This window comes from Niallia circulans, assembly GCF_007273535.1.
Taxonomy (GTDB): Bacteria; Bacillota; Bacilli; order Bacillales; family Cytobacillaceae; genus Niallia; species Niallia circulans_B.
Map to the genome: position 1 here is coordinate 2,421,399 of NZ_RIBP01000004.1, position 18,261 is coordinate 2,439,659.

Consider the following 18,261-nt stretch of genomic DNA (forward strand, 5'->3'; position numbering starts at 1 on the left):
TTTTGTTTTGGGTAAATTCCTGAAAAGCATTGGGGAAATACATAAAAATTAAGATAAATATAAAAAAAACCGTAACGATTAGAAAAGTAATTACGACTAATTTAATAAACGGGGAGGAGAAACTGATGGACTCCGTTTTTGATGAACTATATAAAAAATATCATCATGACGTTTTTCAATTTTTATTTTATATGGTCAGCCATAAAGAAACAGCAGAGGATTTGATGCAGGAGGTATATATACGGGTATTAAAATCTTATGATCGGTTTGAAGGGAAAAGCGCAGAAAAGACGTGGCTTTTTAGTATTGCACGAAATGTAGCAATCGATCATTTTCGTAAGCATAAAAACTGGAAAGACAGAATTATGGAGAAGTTTGATTGGTCAAAGCAGCAAATCAAAGCCGATGATTCGTTGCCAGAGGAATTGGCAATACTGTCTGAAGAAGTTCAACACCTATATAAAGTGTTGAAAGTATGTACACTTGACCAAAAAATGGTCATTATTCTTCGCTATATCCAAGAGCGTTCCATCATTGAAACAGCAGAAACTCTCGGCTGGACAGAGAGCAAGGTGAAAACGACCCAGCACCGTGCTCTGAAAGCATTAAAGAAGCATATGGAGGAATGGAGCAGAGAGGAGGAATACAATGAAAAAAAACAATTGGAGCGATGAGCAGTTGAAAAGCCTCTTAGGGCAATTTCCCTCTATAAAGGATGAACGAGATCCTAATGTCATCTATCAAAAAATAGAGGCAGGCAAAACAAAATACAGGCCCCGCCGTCCTTGGTTAATGCCAGCGGTGGCCACCGTGTTTGCTCTTATGCTATGCATCGTTATAGGTGAAAGCTTTTTCCGTTCAAATAACAGCAATTATTCTTTAAGTGATTCTTCTAAAATGGAAAAAAGTGAATATATAGCAATTAGCGAAGATAGAGATAATATGGAAAACTCATCGTCTTATCAGATGAAAGGGCAGGCTGATGATATACAAAAACAGCAGACAAGTAACCCTTTAATAACGGAAGCTGTTTATCAGGAGGATGTCGGGAACAAGGAACTCCTCACATACCCAATTCCAGATAATAATGTCCAAGTTGCAGTACCTGTCAGCATATTAGTGGATAACCCTGAAAACCTAACGAAATTCGATTTATATAAAAAGTACATGGATGTCATTAATGAAAATGCTTGGGGACTAAAAAATTATTATCCTTTCAATGGCAACATCGTCTATGACACAGAAAATGAAACAGTCATTATTGACTTCTTGGATGATATATCATCACTTGGTTCGTTCGGTTCCGATAACTTCTTAAATTCCATTGTGTATCAGCAGCTAGAATCTATTGGCGCAAAAAAAATGGAATTCAAACAGAATGGCCAAAACGGAGTAGTGGTTGGCAACCGTGAATTAAACGAAATGGTTTATCATCCACTTGAAAACAGAGGGTATTTCCTCTTATCTGATTCAAAAGATAATGAGACTGCTCTTTATGTTCCGTGGGAAGCACCATATCGTGATATTGAGACAGCAATTAGCAATATGAGCAAGGATATCCCAGATTATGGGCTGTCTGCGTCTATTCCAGAAAATATCTCCTTTGATAAAATTATTAAAAATACAGACGAAAATGAATTAGTGCTGCATTTTTCAAATGACAGCAGCCTTGCTGAAGATAAACATACAGTAAGAGCAATTGAAACGATTTTGCTTACAGCAAAGGATTTTGAATTTAAAACGGTAAAATTTGAAAATGCCAAGCTGGAGCAAATCGGAAAATTCGTAATGAATGAAGATATTACCGTCCCAGTTGCGGCAAATAAAAAGGAAATAGCTGAATAATTTATTTAAGCTCCAGCAAAATTGCTGGAGCTTTTTTGTACAGCTATTAATCCAATAGAAAAAAGTGCATGGTTTTATGGAACTTATCCCATACTAACATTTGATTCTTGCCTAATGGAATGTAGGCAGAAACTCGTATGTAAATGGTTGCTACTTTCTGAGCGCGGTGACTATGTCAGTTCTAAGACTAAACATGTACTCATATGGTGAAAGAGAAACTTTCGAATGTAATAGTAAATAAGGTAAGCAAAACTTCTTAAATTAATAAAATGCATAGACGCAAAGTATAGCATTGACCCGGACTACGGGAAAAGGAGGATACGATGGGAGACTTTATCAGACGGCTGCTCATAGCTGCAATAATGCTTCTGTTTGTCAGCTTGTTATTTTTAGGCGGCAAAGCTTCAGAGGCCCAATCACCTTCACTGTCTGAACGTACAAAAGGATGGACTTGGCCAAGTGAAGGGATGATCTCAGATACTTTTAATACGAGAAATGGCGATCATAAGGGAATTGACATTGCAGGGGATTTAGGGGCTTCCGTATATGCTGTAGACAAAGGACTAGTTGTGAAATCCTATTATTCCCAAAGCTATGGAAATGTAATTTTCATAAAGCATGAAAATGGGTTAGAAACAGTGTATGCTCATTTAAATGAACGACTAGTTGTGGAAAATCAAAATGTGGAAATGGGAGATATGATTGGGAAAATGGGCAATACAGGAAGGTCTTCAGGTGTCCATTTACACTTTGAGATACATGAAAATGAATGGACGGTAACAAAGGAGAATGCCATTAATCCAATCCTTGCATTAGGAGATGCAGATGTGGGACAGACAGTCGAGGCCGCAGCAAAACCAGCAAGGCAGGAAGCCGCTCAAGCCAAAAGAAAACAAGCACAGAAGGATATGACGACAAAAGTAGAAAATGAGAAAAAAAGCGAAGCTGAAGAAAAAGAAAAAGAAATTGAAAAAGCAAAATCAGAAACACTGGAAATTACGGTAGAAGAACCGGTTGAATATGACCCTGAGTTGGGCCAAGTTCCATATAAAAAAGCAATTTACTACATAAAAGAAAATGAAATAAGTAAAATTCTTGGTGAGTTGCCTGCGCTGCAAGCTCCAAAAAGCATTACTATTCAGCAGTTCAATGAGGTGCAGCAGAAAAAGGAAAGAAGTATTCGTGCACCGTTTACTACCTACTATGAGTAAGTATATACATAAAAAAATTTGCACATATTAGTTCAAAAAACTCTGTCGGTTAAGCATGTTTTTGTCTTTGTGTAAACTTATAGCAATATGTTGTAAGCATTGTTCTTTTCAAAGCAGTATTTCTTATGTATAATGAAGAAGTAAAAAAAATATTGATCTATCTTCGGGGCAGGGTGAAATTCCCGACCGGCGGTGAGGAACTTAGTTCTAAGTCCGCGAGCCTATTCGTTAGGCTGATTTGGTGAAAATCCAAAACCGACAGTAAAGTCTGGATGGGAGAAGATGGAGGTTCTGCAATCGTTCGAAAAATTATAGTTAGAACGTTTGTTAAGTGTGCCTTTAAATGCTCCCTCAAGCTTAGATTGCTTGAGGTTTTTATTTGGCATGCATTAACAAAATTGCTGAATCTCTCTTCTTAGGCTGATGGATCCTAAAGGGAGAGAGTAGAAATGATAAGAAAGAAAATGAATGTAAGAAAATTTGTATTAATTGGGATGATGAGCAGCCTTTCATTTGTGCTTATGCTTGTCCAATTCCCGCTACCGGTATTTCCGACCTTTTTAAAATTGGATTTCAGTGATTTACCGGCATTGATTACGGCTTTGATACTCGGTCCGGTTGCTGGAATATTAGTGGAGCTAATTAAAAACATTCTAGATTATTTTGTAATGAGCAGTGAAACTGGGATACCTGTAGGTCATTTGGCGAATTTTATTGCTGGTACGGCTTTTATCCTGCCTGCATACTTTATATATAATAAATTTAAAACAAAACAAGGCATGGTTGTGGGATTAATCTCAAGCGTACTTGTTATGAGTGTTGCCCTGAGTGTATTCAACTATTTTGTACTGCTTCCTGTTTATATGAAACTAATGGCAATTGACCCAATGTCCTCTGCCGAAATGCGCGGATATATAATTTCGCTTATCCTGCCATTTAACTTGGTAAAAGGCATCATTGTATCAGGGCTATTTATGATCATCTACGCGAAAATGAAAGTGTGGATCACTAAGCAGGCACAATATCGAAGAGTTGCATAATAAAAAAAAGCAAAAAGAGAAAAAATCTCTTTTTGCTTTTTTTTATTCGTATTTTAATGCGTCGCCATCAAACGATTCGTCAGAAACTTTAATGGAATCTGTTGGGCAGCCTTCAAATGCATCAAGCATATCGTCAAGCAACACTTCAGGAACCTCGACTGTACCTTCGTTATCATCAAGCATTACGAATGCCAAACCTTCATCATCGTAATCATAGATATCAGGAGCTGCAGCTCCACATGCACCACAAGCAATGCATGTATCTTTATCAACAATCGTATATTTTGCCATGAGTCGTAAAAACCTCCAGTATTCTTTGTTAAGTAATATGCATATATAAAAAACGCTACATCTTTACTATCCATTCCTTATTGTAAAACTGAATGTATAACTTTTCAATAAAAAAGACCAATATAAAGGAATAAAGTATTGTATTTTTGCAAATCCTCAAGTAACCTCCTGCATATTGTTGCCAAGTTTACCTCTCAGTGTTGATTTCATGATAAAATAAAAGCAAGAAAGTACATAATTCGACAGGAACCATCGATTTATTTTTAAAAGGAGTTTACGTATATGACCTTTATCGAGGTAATCGTGTTATATTGTTTACAAAGAATAAAGGGAGAAAGAACCATCTATTCTGTTCTTCACATCCTTAACGGCAAAAAATCAGCCCAAACAATTCAGGATATCCATATATTTAAGCTAAAAGCCATATTTCAAACATTTCCGAGTTTGTCGAGAGCAAATTTCGACGGCATTATCCTCTCTTTGAAAAAAAAGGCATGGATACATGTTGGTGAGTCAGGGCAAAGCTTTGTTATTCATCCTGAAAAAGAAGACTCTTTTAAGGAATTACTTATAGAATACCCTATTCCCGCCCATTTAAATGGCTGGAAATATCATCGAATTACAGTTGGATTCTGGGAGCGGCTTTCGCTCGCTATTCAAGTTGCGTCTCAATTAGCAAAAGGTAATAATCGGTATATGCCAGTTCAACGAAATATTGTCGTGCAAGCTTGGATGAAACAAACATTGCAGGATTTTCCTACTGAAAGGCAAAAGCTGAATGAACATCTTTTTCAAGAATTGGCAGAATGCTTGGAAGATGAGGGCGTTTATCCGGAATATCTTATATGCAGGCTGACAGGAGCAGACCATATTGGGCTGACCCCAGAACAAGCCGCAGATAATTTTAGGATAGATTTAAGCTATTATGATATGTGTTTTTTATCATTGCTGCATCTTATGCTTCAAAAGGTTTTAGATCAAGAAGGTGATTTTCCAATTTTGCGGAAAATGATACTAGATGATGATTCAGACTTTATCCTGACAAATTCAACAAAAGCCACCTATAAATTGATTCTGCAAGGCTGTAGTCTTGAAGAAATCAGTAACATTCGCCGTTTGAAAATGAGTACGATAGAAGATCATATCGCAGAACTCGTTTTAAACATTCCTGATTTTTCCATAGAGGAGTATGTAAGTAAAAGCAAAGTTGCAGAAATTACAAAAATTGCGAGAGACATTGCATCTAAGTCTTTAAAACAAATTAAACAACAGCTTCCAGATGCGACTTATTTTGAAATTAGGATTGTCCTTGCCAAATTAGGAGGTGGCATGAAGTGAATTTAGAAAGTAAGCTATATGAATTTTTTTCTTTATCTTCCTTTAGGCCAGGACAAAAGGAAGCAATAACGGCCCTGTTAGAACAACAGCATACATTGGCAATGCTTCCGACAGGTACTGGGAAGTCATTGGTTTATCAGTTGCCAGGAAAACTGCTTAAGGGAACTGTCATCATTATTTCACCTTTGCTGTCATTAATGCAGGATCAAGTTGAGCAAATGAAGATGAATGGAGAAAAAAGCGTTGTTGCTATTAATTCCTTTCTGACATGGCATGAGCGTACTGAAGTAATTAAGCATATACACCAATACAAATTTGTTTTTATTTCCCCAGAAATGATTAGCTCTGAATTTATATTAAATATATTAAAAAAACTGGAAATAGGCTTATTTGTTATCGATGAAGCACATTGTATTTCCCAGTGGGGATATGATTTTAGGCCAGAATATCAAAACTTAGGTAATGTGCGCAATCAATTGGGTAATCCATTAACATTGGCACTAACTGCAACTGCAACTCCCAGTATTAGGGATGATATTAAAGCAAGCCTATCATTAGTAGATGTGAAGGAAGTGATCTACAGTGTTGATAGGCCCAATATCGCCTTAAAAGCGGAAATGCTTGCTGGAGGATTAGAGAAAAAGAAAAGACTTGAGGAGCTAACAGACGATTTGCAAGGTCCGGGCATAATTTATTTTTCAAGTAAAAGGCTGGCAGAGCAAATGGCAGCAGAATTAAAGCGGAAAAGTGGCAAACGGATTAACGCCTATCATGGCGGTATGTCACAAGAAGACAGGATACTGATTCAGCAGCAGTTTTTAAACGGTCAGCTTGATATTGTTTGTGCAACAAGCGCCTTCGGTATGGGAATAAATAAGGATAATATCCGCTTTGTCATCCATTATCATTTTCCGACACAGGTTGAATCATTTTTGCAGGAGATTGGCAGAGCTGGCAGAGACCGGAAGGAAAGCATCTCTATACTTTTATACGTGCCTGGTGATGAAATGCTCGCATACCAGCTTATTGAAACAGAGCTGCCAAATGAGCTGCAGTTACAGCAATTTAAAAGGTCTCTTTTGCAATACTCTACCTACGAGGAATGGTCTAAAAAAGAACTAACCTTGATGGTGGGTCAATTTTCTGAAACGCAATGGAGAATACTTGCGGCGAATGTTCAGCCAGAAGGGAAAACGGTCAAGGAAATTATCGGTAAGCTGGAAGATTTTGCTCAATATTGTGCAAGCAGGCTTACGATAAAAAAACAAAGTATTCAACATATGTTATCTTGGGTCTATTTGAAGTCATGCCGACGCGCGTTTTTAACAGGATATTTCGAGGAAACTGAAATTAGCATGAATCCCGTGTGCTGTGACAATTGCGGATTTAGTTTAGATAGCTTCTATTCAAAGGAAAAAACAAACAATGGAAGAAACAATGAGATGGACAGCTGGAAAAAGAAGCTTGCCATTATTTTAAGTATGAAAAGTGGATCTGCTTATGAATAAGGAAAAATACTTTAAAGTATTGAATCAATTGACTGACAAAGAGCTTGTTAAGCACTTATATATTACCCAAATTATTTTAATTATTCTTTCAGCAGGATTAGGCATATTTGTTTTTCATATGGACGATTTTAGTTCCTTGTTGTCCTTCAAATGGTCATACGTACTAGCAGGAATTAGTGTAGGTGCTGCAGTCGTTCTCATGGATATAATATTTATGAAATATATTCCTAGTAAATATCATGATGATGGTGGGTTAAATAAGCGGATATTTCGTCAAAAACATCCATTGCATATCGCCGTAATTGCGGCGGTTGTTAGCGTAAGTGAGGAAATTTTATTTCGAGGTGTTATCCAAACCAATCTCGGATTATTAGCAGCAAGTATAATCTTTGCAGTCGTTCACTATCGTTATTTATTTAATTGGTTTCTTTTTATAAACATTATTTTTATAAGTTTAATTATCGGTTATTTATATGTATGGACAGGAAGTCTGTTAGCAACAATTATTATGCATTTTACAATTGACTTTTTCCTTGGCCTGTTGATTAGATACAAGGTTTTTGACTAGGTTTTTATATAGTGAGAAATATGTTTAGAAAGAGGGGATGTTCATGACAAGAGAAGATCCTTATAGAGTGCAGGCGGATCGGCAAAAACAGCGGATAACTCGAGTGGAGAAACAAGAGGTAATTCCAAGTGATAAAAAAGAAAAAGACGAGCTGCCGCCGCGCAGGTCGGTTCATCATAATAAGAAAAAAAAGAAAAAGAAAAATCAAAAATCAACAGCTATCACTGTTCTAGCTTTTTCGTTTATTGCCCTTCCAGTTATGTTACTCGGAATTCATGAAATAATGACACGTCAAACTGGAGAGACAATTGTTCCTGTTAGCGGCTCATCGACACAGTTTGAGCAAATCGGTGTCGAACAAAAGGAAAAAAAATCAGCGACAGTTGAAAATAAAGAAAAATCAGATGACTCAGATGAAACCAGCTCAAAGCAAGCGGCTGACGGGCAACAGTTGACTGACGAAGAGCAAAAAGCAGCAGAGGAAGCGGAGCAAAAGGCTAAGGCAGAAGCTGAGAAGAAGGCAGCAGAAGAAGCGGAGCAAAAGGCTAAGGCAGAAGCTGAGAAGAAGGCAGCAGAGGAAGCGGAGCAAAAGGCTAAGGCAGAAGCTGAGAAGAAGGCAGCAGAGGAAGCGGAGCAAAAAGCAAAAGCTGAAGCTGAGAGAAAGGCTGCAGAAGAAGCCGAGCAGAAAGCAAAAGCTGAAGCTGAGACAACGTATATTTACCATACAGTTGCTGCGAATGAAACATTATACCGGATTGCGATGAATTATTATAATTCTAAGGCGGGGGTTGATATCATTAAACAGGCAAATCAACTAGCAAGTGATAATGTAATGGTAGGACAGGTGCTGAAAATTCCTCAGCAATAATGCTTCTAACTAGTCCTTTCCCTTCATATAGTTTAAGGGAAGGAGGCTTGTAACATGGAAATATCTATATTGAAGCTCGACAGCAATACGGATGAAACAACTAGAGAAATGTTGCAAAAGCTTGTGGAGAAAAAAAAGAAATTTGATATGATCAAAGCAAGACATTTGGTTGTTATGTGGCTGACAATAATAGTTGGATTTTTTTATGCATACTGGCTTTATAAGCATATTGCCGTCCCGTTTTCCCATTCCTTTGCGATCATGTTTTCGATATTTATTGCGAAAACATTCAATTTATATGCGCTTTGTCTAATTGTTGGATCCTTTGGCTTTATGAATGTACTTAAACAAAAAAAGGACAAGGCCGAGAAGGAATATCATGAATTGCGCTGTGAAATCATTGATAAAGCAAAAGACCTGTGGAAGAAGGAAGAGGAATGGAAAAGTCGCCATCATGTTTTTTATATGATGAAAAAAGAGTATGATATAAATCTTTTTCATGAAACGAAATAAAAAAGAGACTAAACATTGCATTAGTCTCTTTTTGCGCACTTAGAAAACCTTTTTTCTGTCCCTGTCATCTTTAATAATTTCAACAGCCTCTCTGAAGCGCTGTGAATGAATAATTTCCCGCTCCCGCAAAAAGCGGAGGCTGTCATTTAAATCTGGATCATCACTCATATTAATAATCCACTGATATGTGGCTCGAGCTTTTTCTTCTGCAGCAATATCTTCATATAAATCGGCAATCGGATCACCCTTTGCTTGAATATATGTAGCAGTCCAAGGATTGCCTGAAGCATCATGATAAAATAACGCCTTTTCATGAGAAATATAATGACCATCAAGCCCTGCTGCTTTTAATTGGTCTGTAGTAGCGTCTTTTGTGAGTTTATAAATCATTGTCGCAATCATTTCCAAATGAGCAAATTCTTCTGTCCCAATGTCTGTTAACAGACCGATTACTTTATCAGGTATTGTGTACCGCTGATTTAAATAGCGAAGAGCTGCCGCAAGCTCTCCATCTGCACCCCCGTATTGTTCAATTAAAAATTTTGCAAGCATCGGATTACAGGTACTTACCTTAACAGGGTACTGCAGTTTCTTTTCGTATAGCCACATAATTAAAGCGCCCCCTCAGTCATCTTATACTTGCCAAGGCCACGGTCCCTCGTCCCAATCCCATGGGGTATTTGAAAAGCTGTTTCCAAACTGAAGCAGTGGCCCATAATTGCTTTCATACAAGTTTTTAAATTTTTGTCTTTCTTTCGCATAGTGGTTGAACTGATTAATGGCATCTTGATCGTTAGGATGTGTGTCTAGGTAAAGTGTTAATTCTACCAATACAAAATCGACAGCTTGAAGCTGTTCGAGCAGCTGGTAATATTCTTTAGGCAGCTGTTTCATTAAGTGTCACCTTCTTTTTTTTCATGTGGACCGTAATAAGGATCATAAAAAGCCTTCCATAATGTTCCTGCTCGTAATGCTTCCATCGGTGAAAATTGTGGTAGATGTGGTGGTTGAAAGCCCATATATAAATTGGGCGGTGTGGAATATTCTTTTGTTTTTATTGGCGGGCAAGGATCATTTGGGCTTATAAAGGGGTGGTATTGTTTGTAAAATTGACTCATGAAAAAAAGCCCTCCTTTTTTATTATCTATAAAATAATATGAAGAAAATGCTAAATCATGCTTTCGATTTGTTGGTAAAAAGGGTATGCACATTATACAATAACAAAAGGATAAGATGAAAAAGTGTAAAGGGGGGGATTGGATGCTGGCAACTATTAATGTTATCGTGGCAGTCATCCTGATAATCCTTGCAGGGATTGCATTAGTAATTAAGATGCATAAGAATGCATTGGAGGATCACATTAAATACGAAATGTTTTACTTTCCTAATTTTCCAAGGTCTTTCAAGGAAATTTCGTTATTTTTTATTTCAGATATACATAAAAGAGAAGTTTCTTCGTCCATTGTAGAAGAAGCGAAGGGGATTGCAAAGTTTGTTATTATTGGCGGAGATTTGCTTGAAAAAGGAGTAAGCTTCGATGCTATCCGCAAAAATCTTCGTAAGCTGAAGGAAATAGGTCCCCTTTATTTTGTGTGGGGTAATAATGATTACGAAGCAAATGTTGACGAATTAAAGGAGCTTTTTAGAAGTGAGGATGTAACAGTCCTTGATAATAGATCTGTTTCTTTCACCTCCAATAAAGGAGAAAAATGGCATTTAGCAGGGACTGAGGATCGTTCTTTAGAATTAGATGACCTTGACTCGGCACTTCAAGATATAAAAAAATCAGAATTTAAAATTTTGATTAGCCATAATCCGAAAGTGATGGAAGATCTTACTGATGATCATAAAGTAACTTTGGTGCTTAGCGGTCATACTCATGGGGGGCAAATACGAATTTTTGGCTTTGGACCATATGAAATTGGGGCTACTAAAGTAATTGGAAATACAACTATTCTTGTCAGTAATGGGTATGGAACGAGCTCGATACCATTAAGACTTGGTGCAAAGCCAGAAACCCACATCATTAAAATTCAGCATACAAAAGATAAACGAATCTAAATGATGCAGACAAATCACCGTTTTCCTGCTTTTTTCATACGTTACAGTAAGAGTTTTTTCAGATAGAGCAGGAGGCATTGTCATGCGCTTAGAACGATTGAATCATAACAGAATTAAGATCTACCTGACATTTGATGATCTGTATGAACGTGGACTGACGAAGGATGATATATGGAAAGACTCGATAAAATGGCAATATTTTTTTCATGAAATGCTCGAAGAAGCCAATGATATGTTTGATCTCGAAATACATGGTTCTGTCGCAGTCGAGATTTTTTCCATGAAGGCACAAGGGATGGTTATGATTTTAACAATGAACGAGGAAGAGTCCCAAGACGAAGAGCTGCTGGCAGAAGGTTTTTTGGAAATGCAGGTTACTGTTGAAGAGACTGTTGACATATTATATGAGTTTACGGAGCTGGAAAATGCCATTCAAGCAGCAAAGGTTCTGCAAAACGCCTGTTTCTCTGGGGGGACATTGTTTAGTATCGAAAATAAATACATTCTGTATTTTCCTGACATTGCTGCAGCAAAGGAAGCACAAGCAGCAGCAATCCTCGGTGAATTTGGTGAAGCAAGCATTAAAAGCATCTATATTATAGAAGAATATGGACGTACTATATTAAAAAACGATGCGATTGAAATGTTGAACCAACATTTTAAATGAATGATATCGTTAATCAGATCTTATAATTTCTTTTTTTACTCTTTCTTGGCCGCTTTTCGCCTTGGAAGAGTTTTTTTTTTAGAAAAGGAACGAAATTGCTCAAAAAATGTCCTGCAAAAAAATTGAAAACAGTTAACTTCATCGTTGGTAAATTCGAGGAAAAATGATAAGATAATGATAAAGAATTATATCTTAATTCTTTATAGCTGTGTCAAGCAAATCTCTTTAAGAACAAAAAATAGAATGTGCCGTAAAATGTATGGAAGATAGGGACAAAGTTGTATCTTTTTGAATATATTATAAAGGAGAGCATACTATAAAACATCTATCCATAGTGGCAAAGGCATTTTGTACAATTGACTCTGCTGTACATGCATAGATTTACCGTTTTTACGGTTAATATTTACTTTATGCATAAAGACAGAGACAATCCATTTTATAAAAATAAGCAGTAGTAATTTTCTCTAAAAAAATGCTTCAAAAAAGTACATACTATATTAAGCATGTATTTGTATGTAGACGAATAGTAATGCTAGTCTTTAATGAGAAATTTGACCGTTAAAAAATGATAATTTAACTTTGCAGTTTTTTAGGAGGATTCATTAAATGGTAGCCAAAAAGTCTAATGAAAAGAAGATTGTTGAGGAGCAACACGATGTTTTAAAATCAACACAAACGATCATTCATAAGGCATTGAATAAGCTAGGTTATTCTGATGAGGTGTATGAACTACTGAAGGAACCGATTCGCATGATGACAGTGAAGATACCTGTAAGGATGGACGATGGCAGTGTTAAGATATTCACTGGCTACCGGGCACAGCATAATGATGCAGTTGGTCCAACAAAGGGAGGAATTAGATTTCACCCGCAAGTAACAGAAACTGAGGTGAAAGCCCTTTCTATCTGGATGAGTTTAAAATGTGGTATTGTTGACCTTCCATATGGTGGCGGTAAAGGCGGGATTGTCTGTGATCCACGAGACATGTCCTTCCGTGAGCTAGAAAGACTTAGCAGAGGTTATGTAAGAGCAATCAGTCAAATAGTTGGCCCAACAAAAGATATTCCAGCGCCTGATGTTTTTACAAATTCGCAAATAATGGCATGGATGATGGACGAGTATAGCAGGATTGATGAATTTAACTCGCCTGGCTTTATTACAGGAAAACCACTCGTTTTAGGCGGTTCACACGGAAGAGAAACGGCAACAGCAAAAGGGGTTACCATCTGTATACGTGAAGCTGCTAAGAGAAAGGGCATTGATATTGTTGGTGCAAGAGTTGTTGTCCAGGGCTTTGGAAATGCAGGTAGCTTCTTGGCGAAATTCATGCATGATGCTGGGGCAAAAGTAATTGGTATTTCGGATGCATATGGTGCATTGCATGATCCGAATGGATTAGATATTGATTATCTTCTTGACAGAAGAGACAGTTTTGGAACAGTAACTAATTTATTTAATAATACTATTACAAACCAAGAGTTGTTGGAATTGGATTGTGATATTTTAGTTCCTGCTGCAATCGAAAATCAAATTACTGAAAAAAATGCTCATAATATAAAAGCAAGTATTGTTGTAGAGGCAGCAAATGGCCCAACAACATTAGAAGCAACAACGATTTTAACAGACAAAGGTATCCTTCTTGTGCCAGATGTCTTGGCTTCTGCTGGCGGTGTGACTGTATCTTATTTCGAATGGGTGCAAAACAACCAAGGTTTTTACTGGACAGAGGAAGAAGTGGAAGAAAAGCTTGAAAAAGTAATGAGTAAGTCTTTTGAGAATATTTATGATACGGCTCAAATCCGCAGGGTGGATATGAGATTGGCCGCTTATATGGTCGGAGTAAGGAAAATGGCGGAAGCATCAAGATTCCGTGGTTGGATTTAAGTTAGGATAACAAACTATTGTATAATAACCAAAAATCTCCTATGCTATAAATAGGAGATTTTTTTATTAAAAGCATACTACATAAAAGTATGATATATATGAATATACGCTGTAAAGAATGTAAGGAGAGGTTAACATGAAAGAGGAACAAGCGATTATTATCGGTGCAGGACCTTGTGGATTAGCTGCTGCAATCGCTTTAGAACAAGTAAACATCAAACCCCTTATTATCGAGAAGGGGAATGTAGTGAATGCAATCCATGGGTATCCAACACACCAGACTTTTTTCAGCACTAGTGAGAAGCTTGAAATTGGCGGAATTGCTTTTCTGACAGAACAGTATAAACCAAATCGTAACCAAGCGCTTGTTTACTATAGGGAAGTGGCGAAACGAAAAGATTTAAGAATAAATGCCTATGAAGAAGTAATCAATGTAAAGAAGGAAGCCGATTACTTTACAATAAGAACTTCAAAGGATGAATATCGTGCAAACTATGTAATCGTTGCTACAGGTTATTATGATCATCCTAATTATATGAATGTACCAGGTGAAGATTTGCCGAAGGTTAGCCATTACTTTAAGGAAGCACATCCATATTTTAATCATGATGTTACTGTTATCGGTGGCAAAAACTCAAGTGTTGATGCTGCGATTGAATTAGTGAAGGCAGGAGCGAGGGTAACGGTTTTGTATCGCGGCACAGAATACTCAACCAGCATTAAGCCATGGATTCTTCCTGAGTTTGAAGCACTTGTAAGAAATGATGTTATTAAAATGGAGTTTGCTGCAGAGGTCGTTGAAATTAAAGAAAAAACGTTAATATATACGAAGCATGGTGAAACAGTAGAAATTGCCAATGATTTTGTTTTTGCCATGACTGGGTATCACCCGGATCATCAATTTATTAAGCTGATGGGTGTTGAAATGGAGGCAGAAACGGGCAGACCAGTATTTAATCCAGAAACAATGGAAACGAATGTTCAAGGGATTTTTATTGCTGGAGTTATTGCAGCAGGCAATAATGCAAATGAAATATTCATCGAAAACGGCAAGTTCCACGGAGATCAAATAGCGGGAGCGATAGCGAAGAGAGCGTAATCGCATACCGCTAACAAAAAGGGAGAGGAAAAGAGCGAATGTTAGCCATACTATCCGCTGGTATAGCACCAGGGCTGGCGCTTTTAAGTTATTTTTATTTAAAGGATCAATATGAATCAGAACCAATCGGATTGGTTTTAAGGGCATTTATAACAGGGGCGTTGCTGGTTTTTCCGATAATGTTTATCCAATACGTTTTGCGGGTTGAGGAGGCTGTTCCTTCCAATTTGTTAAACTCCTTTATCACAACAAGTCTGTTAGAAGAATTTTTCAAATGGTTTATTTTGTTTTTTACAGCCTATCAGCATATAGAATTTGATGAGCCGTATGACGGTATTATTTATGGTGTATCTATCTCGTTAGGCTTTGCAACAGTCGAAAATATTCTTTACCTTGTAGCAAATGGTGTGGAATATGCTTTAGGAAGAGCATTGCTTCCTGTATCAAGTCATGCCCTTTTCGGTGTGATCATGGGGTATTATATCGGAAAAGGGAAATTTACGATGCCAAAAGGCAAGTGGATTTTCTATTCGTTGGTCATTCCCTTTCTTCTCCATGGTATTTATGATTACATCCTAACGATGCAAAAGAACTGGCTTTTGTTCATCACTCCCTTCATGCTGTTCTTATGGTGGCTTGGCTTACGAAAAGTCAAAATCGCTAGAGAACTGAGTCGAGACCATGTGAACAAATATATGAATGCAAATTTATAAAATTTGAGAACAAAAAAATAGGTAAAAAGAAAATGAATTCTGTTCATTTTCTTTTTTTTTGCATAAAAAACCAATCGCTACAAAAAATAGAGTTAATGACAAATAGTATTTACATCTGGGGGTTAACACGCATGAATAAAAAGTTCTTAACGAAAATTTCTGCCGTAATTTCCGCCTGTATCATTCTAGCGCCATTAGCGGTTGTGGAGCATAAAGCGGAAGCATTCACAAATCAAGTGGTTCAGCAAGGTGCTGTTGGAGATGATGTCATCGAACTGCAAGCAAGGCTCCAATATATAGGGTTTTATAATGGCAAAATTGATGGAGTCTTTGGCTGGAAAACATATTGGGCATTAAGAAATTTCCAATATGAATTTGGGTTGCCGATTGACGGAATGGCAGGCTGGCAAACGAAACTGAAACTAGCAAAAGCATCAAAGTATAATGAACAATTTGTGAAAGAACAAATCAACAGTGGGAAGAAATTCAGCCATTATGGCGGGGTAGATTTGAATAAACAAAAAACACCTTCCGCTAATAAAAACACGAACAATAAGGCTGCTGGCAATGCAAATAAAGGCAGTGCGGCACCTAGTAAAAATTCTAACGCTAACACAAACAAGGCTCCAAGCAGCAATAATCAAAAATCCACAAATCAGACAAAAACGAACAATGCTGGAGCAAATAAAGCAAACAATAATAATTCAACAACTAAAAATACAGGAACGAGCAATAATGCGAAAAAAACAACTCCAACGAAATCTGCCCAAAATAATGGCGGCGAGGTTGTGAAGAAGCAAACACCGACTGCGGCTAATGTGCCTAACGGATTCTCTCAAAATGATATTCAACTGATGGCAAATGCCGTTTACGGCGAATCAAGAGGTGAGCCTTATATCGGTCAAGTAGCAGTTGCATCTGTCATTTTAAACCGTGTGAGCAGTGCTTCCTTCCCAAATACAGTGTCAGGGGTTATTTTTGAACCGAGGGCATTTACAGCAGTTGCCGATGGACAAATTTGGCTGACACCAAATGATACAGCAAAAAAAGCTGTGCTTGATGCTATCAATGGATGGGACCCTACAGGAAATGCTATTTACTATTTTAATCCAGATACCGCTACAAGTGGCTGGATTTGGTCAAGACCGCAAATCAAGCAAATAGGCAAGCACATATTCTGTAAATAAAAGGGGTGAACGTTAAATGCTTAGAGGGATTATGATAGGCGTATTGACAATTGGGGTTGCAGGTGCAGCTTATTGGGGCTATCAAGAGCATAAAGAGAAAAACGCAGTGTTAATGAATGCGGAAAACAGTTATCAACGAGCTTTTCATGATTTATCGTATCAAATAGACCTTTTGCATGACCAAATTGGCACAACACTTGCCATGAATTCACAGGAATCACTTTCACCGGCATTAGCAGAAGTGTGGAGAATTACGTCAAACGCTCATAGTGATGTTGGCCAGCTTCCGCTTACATTATTGCCATTTAACAAAACAGAGGAGTTTTTGGCGAATATCGGAGACTTCAGCTACCGTACTGCGGTTAGAAATCTTGATGACGATCCACTGACAGATAAGGAATACAAATCACTGAAAAAGCTATACGGAGATGCAAAGGATATTCAAGATGAACTGCGCAACGTGCAGCATTTAGTCCTTGAGAACAATCTGCGCTGGATGGATGTAGAAATGGCATTGGCGACAAATAAGCAAGGTGATAATACTATTATCGATGGGTTAAAAACAGTGGAAGAAAAAGTCGATGGTTATCAGGAAACCAGCTTTGGTGTTACTAATGTTAATATGGAGAAAAGGGACGAAAATTTCAGCAATTTGGAAGGTAAGACAATAACAAAAAAGGAAGCACAGAAAATTGCTGAGAATTATGCGGACTTTAAAGGTGACTTGGATGTGAACATCACTGAAAATGGAGAAGGTGCAGGATACGGCTTCTACAGTGTTGCACTTAAAGAAAATGACTCCGGGGTAGAAGCAAATATGGATATAACAAAAAAGGGCGGTTTCCCTATTTGGTCCATTGTTTCTCGAGAAGTGAATAAACAAAAAATCAGCTTAAATGATGCAAGCAATAAAGCAGTCGATTTTTTGAAAAAGCATGATTTTAAAGATTTGGCATTGTTTGAAAGTATGCAATATGATAATATCGGTGTCTTTACCTTTGTAACAGAGGAAAATGGGGTGAAAATTTACCCTGATAGCATTAAGATAAAGGTTGCGCTCGATAACGGTAATATTGTAGGCTTTGCTGCAGAAGATTATTTAAAACAGCATAAGAAACGAGATATTCCAGATCCTGTTATTTCAAAGGCAGAGGCACAAGATAAAATCAGCAAAAACGTGAAAATAATGCAGGATGGATTAGCGGTCATACTTAATGATTTGAATCAAGAAGTGCTTTGTTATGAATTTATCGGGACATTGGATGATGATACGTACCGAATTTACATTAATGCAGAAACAGGCACAGAGGAAAAAGTAGAAAAGCTTAAAAACGCTGAACCACTGTACGATGAAGTAGTTTAAATATAAAAGCAGTAGGAATGTACTATTTCCTACTGCTTTTTTGCTGTCGTTTTTAAGGTGTCTATTGATATTCGCCATATTTCTGCGATAATATAGGTAAAAAGA

At 37.3% G+C, this 18,261-nt stretch carries 20 protein-coding genes and 1 riboswitch; of the genes, 16 read left to right on the plus strand and 4 right to left on the minus strand.

Annotated features, from left to right (window positions below; all coding sequences use genetic code 11):
• Nucleotides 1-125 precede the first annotated feature (125 nt).
• The 4 genes from sigX to CEQ21_RS19900 all read left to right on the plus strand — a co-directional run bounded on the left by sigX (nt 126) and on the right by CEQ21_RS19900 (nt 4,096).
• Nucleotides 126-674 carry an RNA polymerase sigma factor SigX gene (gene sigX, locus CEQ21_RS19885; RefSeq protein ID WP_127737581.1) on the plus strand — a complete coding sequence of 183 codons (549 nt, stop codon included), beginning with the start codon at nt 126-128 and terminating at the stop codon, nt 672-674.
• Nucleotides 649-1,845: a hypothetical protein gene (locus CEQ21_RS19890; RefSeq protein ID WP_185765997.1), complete on the plus strand. Its 1,197-nt coding sequence runs from the start codon at nt 649-651 to the stop codon at nt 1,843-1,845. The genes sigX and CEQ21_RS19890 overlap by 26 nt, the downstream gene beginning before the upstream one ends.
• Nucleotides 1,846-2,168: 323 nt before the next feature.
• On the plus strand, nt 2,169-3,056 hold the full coding sequence (locus CEQ21_RS19895) for a M23 family metallopeptidase (RefSeq protein ID WP_185765998.1): 888 nt from the start codon (nt 2,169-2,171) through the stop codon (nt 3,054-3,056).
• A 155-nt stretch (nt 3,057-3,211) separates the two neighbouring features.
• A riboswitch (FMN riboswitch) is annotated at nt 3,212-3,344 on the plus strand.
• 161 nt (nt 3,345-3,505) lie between these two features.
• Complete coding sequence (locus CEQ21_RS19900) at nt 3,506-4,096, plus strand: ECF transporter S component (RefSeq protein WP_185765999.1); 591 nt, start codon at nt 3,506-3,508, stop codon at nt 4,094-4,096.
• A 42-nt stretch (nt 4,097-4,138) separates the two neighbouring features.
• On the opposite strand, the gene CEQ21_RS19905 is transcribed toward CEQ21_RS19900, so the two are convergent.
• Nucleotides 4,139-4,387: a ferredoxin gene (locus CEQ21_RS19905; protein WP_185766000.1), complete on the minus strand. Its 249-nt coding sequence runs from the start codon at nt 4,385-4,387 to the stop codon at nt 4,139-4,141.
• Between the two features lie 282 nt (nt 4,388-4,669).
• Between CEQ21_RS19905 and CEQ21_RS19910 the strand changes: the two genes are divergently transcribed.
• From CEQ21_RS19910 to CEQ21_RS19930, 5 genes are read left to right on the plus strand one after another with little or no spacing between them, the layout of a single operon-like run.
• A complete protein-coding gene (locus tag CEQ21_RS19910) occupies nt 4,670-5,725 on the plus strand; it encodes a YpbB family protein (protein WP_185766001.1) in 1,056 nt (351 codons plus the stop codon).
• The gene (locus tag CEQ21_RS19915; protein ID WP_185766002.1) at nt 5,722-7,233 is read left to right on the plus strand and encodes a RecQ family ATP-dependent DNA helicase; all 1,512 of its coding nucleotides are present in this window, start codon (nt 5,722-5,724) and stop codon (nt 7,231-7,233) included. The genes CEQ21_RS19910 and CEQ21_RS19915 overlap by 4 nt, the downstream gene beginning before the upstream one ends.
• Nucleotides 7,226-7,801 (plus strand): CPBP family intramembrane glutamic endopeptidase, encoded by a 576-nt coding sequence (locus CEQ21_RS19920; RefSeq protein ID WP_185766003.1) that lies wholly within the window; start codon nt 7,226-7,228, stop codon nt 7,799-7,801. Before CEQ21_RS19915 ends, CEQ21_RS19920 begins: the two co-directional genes overlap by 8 nt.
• A 43-nt stretch (nt 7,802-7,844) precedes the next feature.
• Nucleotides 7,845-8,669 (plus strand): LysM peptidoglycan-binding domain-containing protein, encoded by an 825-nt coding sequence (locus CEQ21_RS19925; protein WP_185766004.1) that lies wholly within the window; start codon nt 7,845-7,847, stop codon nt 8,667-8,669.
• 54 nt (nt 8,670-8,723) lie between these two features.
• Complete coding sequence (locus CEQ21_RS19930; RefSeq protein ID WP_185766005.1) at nt 8,724-9,182, plus strand: YpbF family protein; 459 nt, start codon at nt 8,724-8,726, stop codon at nt 9,180-9,182.
• Nucleotides 9,183-9,221: 39 nt separating this feature from the next.
• On the opposite strand, the gene CEQ21_RS19935 is transcribed toward CEQ21_RS19930, so the two are convergent.
• The 3 genes from CEQ21_RS19935 to CEQ21_RS19945 are packed head-to-tail and all read right to left on the minus strand — an operon-like array spanning nt 9,222 to nt 10,300.
• Nucleotides 9,222-9,791: a manganese catalase family protein gene (locus CEQ21_RS19935; RefSeq protein ID WP_144452791.1), complete on the minus strand. Its 570-nt coding sequence runs from the start codon at nt 9,789-9,791 to the stop codon at nt 9,222-9,224.
• A 24-nt stretch (nt 9,792-9,815) separates the two neighbouring features.
• Entirely contained in the window at nt 9,816-10,076 is a 261-nt protein-coding gene (locus CEQ21_RS19940; RefSeq protein ID WP_185766006.1) for a spore coat protein CotJB, read from the minus strand.
• Nucleotides 10,076-10,300: a spore coat associated protein CotJA gene (locus CEQ21_RS19945; protein WP_185766007.1), complete on the minus strand. Its 225-nt coding sequence runs from the start codon at nt 10,298-10,300 to the stop codon at nt 10,076-10,078. The genes CEQ21_RS19940 and CEQ21_RS19945 overlap by 1 nt, the downstream gene beginning before the upstream one ends.
• Before the next feature lie 142 nt (nt 10,301-10,442).
• On the opposite strand from CEQ21_RS19945, the gene CEQ21_RS19950 reads away from it, so the two are divergent.
• The 7 genes from CEQ21_RS19950 (at nt 10,443) to ypeB (ending at nt 18,156) form a co-directional block, all read left to right on the plus strand.
• A complete protein-coding gene (locus CEQ21_RS19950; protein WP_235907288.1) occupies nt 10,443-11,243 on the plus strand; it encodes a metallophosphoesterase in 801 nt (266 codons plus the stop codon).
• A gap of 82 nt (nt 11,244-11,325) precedes the next feature.
• Complete coding sequence (locus tag CEQ21_RS19955; protein WP_185766008.1) at nt 11,326-11,910, plus strand: adaptor protein MecA; 585 nt, start codon at nt 11,326-11,328, stop codon at nt 11,908-11,910.
• Nucleotides 11,911-12,516: 606 nt separating this feature from the next.
• A complete protein-coding gene (locus CEQ21_RS19960) occupies nt 12,517-13,794 on the plus strand; it encodes a Glu/Leu/Phe/Val family dehydrogenase (RefSeq protein WP_127737595.1) in 1,278 nt (425 codons plus the stop codon).
• A 136-nt stretch (nt 13,795-13,930) separates the two neighbouring features.
• A complete protein-coding gene (locus CEQ21_RS19965; protein ID WP_185766009.1) occupies nt 13,931-14,893 on the plus strand; it encodes a YpdA family putative bacillithiol disulfide reductase in 963 nt (320 codons plus the stop codon).
• Nucleotides 14,894-14,931: 38 nt separating this feature from the next.
• Nucleotides 14,932-15,606, plus strand: a complete 675-nt coding sequence (gene prsW, locus CEQ21_RS19970) for a glutamic-type intramembrane protease PrsW (RefSeq protein WP_185766010.1) — start codon at nt 14,932-14,934, stop codon at nt 15,604-15,606.
• A 131-nt stretch (nt 15,607-15,737) separates the two neighbouring features.
• Complete coding sequence (sleB, locus tag CEQ21_RS19975; protein ID WP_185766011.1) at nt 15,738-16,793, plus strand: spore cortex-lytic enzyme; 1,056 nt, start codon at nt 15,738-15,740, stop codon at nt 16,791-16,793.
• Between the two features lie 16 nt (nt 16,794-16,809).
• The gene (gene ypeB, locus CEQ21_RS19980) at nt 16,810-18,156 is read left to right on the plus strand and encodes a germination protein YpeB (protein ID WP_185766012.1); all 1,347 of its coding nucleotides are present in this window, start codon (nt 16,810-16,812) and stop codon (nt 18,154-18,156) included.
• Nucleotides 18,157-18,261 lie beyond the last annotated feature (105 nt).